The sequence below is a fragment of the Porphyromonas sp. oral taxon 278 str. W7784 genome (assembly GCF_000467855.2).
GTDB lineage: Bacteria > Bacteroidota > Bacteroidia > Bacteroidales > Porphyromonadaceae > Porphyromonas.
The window spans coordinates 57164-60238 of the sequence record NZ_KI259221.1; the positions used below are offsets into that span (position 1 = coordinate 57164).

The 3075-nt window shown below is 55.3% G+C and carries 2 protein-coding genes; one reads left to right on the forward strand and one right to left on the reverse strand.

The genetic code is table 11. The features are described 5' to 3' along the window. Window positions 1-51 precede the first annotated feature (51 nt). Window positions 52-1140, reverse strand: coding sequence for a metallophosphoesterase (locus tag HMPREF1556_RS00255; RefSeq protein ID WP_021666149.1), 1089 nt, complete (start codon window positions 1138-1140; stop codon window positions 52-54). Between the two features lie 340 nt (window positions 1141-1480). On the opposite strand from HMPREF1556_RS00255, the gene HMPREF1556_RS00260 reads away from it, so the two are divergent. Continuing rightward, window positions 1481-2767 (forward strand): hypothetical protein, encoded by a 1287-nt coding sequence (locus HMPREF1556_RS00260; RefSeq protein ID WP_157047495.1) that lies wholly within the window; start codon window positions 1481-1483, stop codon window positions 2765-2767. Window positions 2768-3075 lie beyond the last annotated feature (308 nt).

The window sequence follows — 3075 nt, forward strand, 5'->3', positions numbered from 1 at the left end:
GACCTACCGTAGATCCCTTTTTGCCCCTTCTGCTCTCGCCCTAATTTGCCCTTAGCGGATCGTCGCCACCACGTACTCGGACTGCGTGCCTATTCGGAACTTACCTCCCCAGATCCCGAGCCCCGAACTGACATAGTACTCGGTCTTGCCCTTGGTCAGTGGGCCGAACGCATCCTCATAGATCGCATCCGTGACCCAATTGAGTGGCCAGACCTGTCCGTGGTGCGTGTGACCTGCGAACTCAAAGTTCACACCGCTGTGCTCCGCTTCTTCGAGGTGGTAAGGCTGATGATCCAGCTCGATGATGTACTTACTTCGGTCGATGCCCTCCATGATTTGCCCGAGGCTCTTGCGGTGGGGATTCGTTCGGTCATCACGTCCTACGATCGCCAGATCACCGAAGTAGGCCACGCTGTCCTGTAGGAGCTGGATCCCCGCCTGCTCACAGAAGTCCTTGTCGGCTCCTGTGCCAGCATAGTAGTCGTGATTGCCTAGGATCGCATAGATGGGGATGCCCAGCTCTCTAAACTCCTCCGCAGAGCCTTCCTCCAGGACGGGCTTGATCGACCAATCGATCAGGTCCCCAGCGATGAGGATGGCATCAGGGCGCTCCGCCTTGATCAGCTGTAGCCAACGACGAAGGTCGCTACGGCGATTGTGGTAGCCTAGGTGCAGGTCACTGACGAGGACGAGCTTCACGGGCTTCCCGACCTTCCCCTCCGAGTCAAGGGTGAGCTCGACACGTTGCTTCTGCTCGAAGTGGAGGTGGGCATAGGTGAAGAGCCCGATGAAGAAAAGGAGCACACTCACGCTCCCCACGACGCTCCCTCTGAGGAAGGAGCGAGGAATGATCCCCAGTGCTAGCCCTAGGTCCAGCACCCCGAAGACCATCACCAGATATAGGAGCAGGATGAGCCAAGAGTTCCCGACCTCATAGGTGAAGGTACCCAGCTCCAAGGGCATCCGATCCAGCGCACCGCTGAAGCTGACGAAGGCTAGGATGAAGGCCAGAGTCATCAGTACTACGATCGTGACCTTCAGGGGAAGGATAGGGGGAAGGAGTTGCCATACTCTGTGGGACACATAGTATTCGGCGATGATCGGGATGAGTAAGATCAGCAGGGACCAGGGTGAATGCATTGTCTTCTTTACGCTTTAGGGTGATGAGGGGAAGGCTCTGTCGCTTGAGCCTCGCTTACCCAGCTCAAACGAATGCCCCCTTCCGTAAGGTCTCGGCTACTTCCCTTTGGCTCGTTTCCCTCGAACCTATATTCCAGCGAAGCCACCTACCTTTTCACAGGAGATAACCCCCATTCTAAGGAGAGTGTTCCGTCCCCCTAACCCGCCCCTTTGTCTCGTGTCCCTCCCATTGACTTCATCTTATGATTCTAGTGGTATGCCTTATCTCTATCTTTGTAAAGCTCCAGCAAGGGAGACCTGAGTCTGTCCTAGCTGGAAAATCAATAGACAAGTACGAATGATGAAGAGTATACTACATAGAGTAAGGCTTATGGCGCTTCTCCTGCTTGTGGTGGGTACGAGCTACAGCACGATACACGCACAAGAGGAGGTGCGCATCTTCAAGAGCAAGACACCTCAGTTGGACTCCGCCTATGCCAAGGGCGTATCAGGACATATAGCGGGAGAGCTACTCCCAGGACAACTAGTGATGGCTGGTGGGTGTAACTTCCCCGACCGCCCAGCCCGAGAGGGTGGAGCGAAGCGCTATTATTCCGAGATCTATCTTGCCGACTATCTTGATGCTATGTATGCTGCTTGTGAGGCTAAGGCTTCGGAGCTGGATATGGGATGGAAGCTTGTAGGGCACCTGCCACAACCGACGGCCTATGCAGCCTTCCAGCAGTATTTCGGTCAGCTCATCGTCGCAGGTGGCCAGTCTGAAGCGGGAGAGCTACGTGATGCCTATATCATGGAGCTGAGCGATAGCCTTGGCGTGGAGATCATTCCGCTACCCAGCTTGCCTGAGCCTCGTAGTGGTATGGCTTCAGCTCTTATAGAGGATGTGCTCTACCTCATCGGTGGCCGTGTGAATGGGAAGCTCTCCAATACCGTCCTATCTCTTGACCTCCGCCGACCTGAAGCGGGATGGCGTGAGGAGACACCTTATCCGCATAGCCCTTTCCTCAAGCTCGTAGCTGCGACGAATAAGGGTGAACGTGGGCGCTCCGACTACGTCCCGCACTTAGGTGTCATGGGGTCGTTCACGGGGGTAGATGATCCCGATCAGCCAGTGAGAGCCGACGTTACTTATATGGCTTATACGCCTGAGACGAAGCAGTGGCAGACTTATAAGATCGCACCTGATAATGCCATCGCAGCCTATGGCTTTGGGGGCGGTTACGCTTCGGGGCACGATGTTAGCTTCTCTGGTGGGGTGCGGGCAGACCTCTTTGTGACGGCACTCCAGCGAGAGAAGGATCTGAAGGTAGCGAAGGCTAAGGGGAATCGTCGGCTGGTGAAGAAGCTACAGGCAGAGCAGCGTGCTTATCTCAGCCATGACCCTGCCTGGTATGGCTTCTGTAGCGACTGGTACTCCTTCGATAAGTCGACGGGCAAGGGGATGAAGATAAACGCCTTTCGCTTCGATGGTCGAGCAGATGCCGTCTATCTGGATGGGTATACTTCTGCGGTGGAGGGTATGCTGATCGGAGGGGAGATCATGCCTGGTATCCGCACTCCCATGATCACCTTCTTTACGAACGACTGCACTCCACAGAGGTATGAGGTGATCGCCCCAGCCAAATGATGTGCTGGATACCTCGGGCCTCCCAGTAAATCATCAATAGCTTGCAAAGAGGCCATATAGCGAGACGATATTAAAGGAAGCGTCCCCACCTGTAGCTGAGACTACGGGTGGGGACGCTTGTTTATGGATGCTTATGCGCTCACTGTGCCCTTAGCTGAGGGCGTAGGTTAGCGCCTGGTATGGGTTGGCGGATTCGAGCACATTTAGGCCTCAAGCTTAGCCCTCCCCGAGGCTTATGTCAAGGGGTGGTTTTAGGAACCTATGGTAGGTCGTCGAAGCGACCCACGGTAGGTCGCATCGACGACCTA

Bases quoted from the DNA above. Each gene is read 5' to 3' on its own strand.
- HMPREF1556_RS00260 (WP_157047495.1), top strand. From the start codon at position 1,481: ATGAAGAGTATACTACATAGAGTAAGGCTTATGGCGCTTCTCCTGCTT.
- HMPREF1556_RS00255 (WP_021666149.1), bottom strand. From the start codon at position 1,140: ATGCATTCACCCTGGTCCCTGCTGATCTTACTCATCCCGATCATCGCC.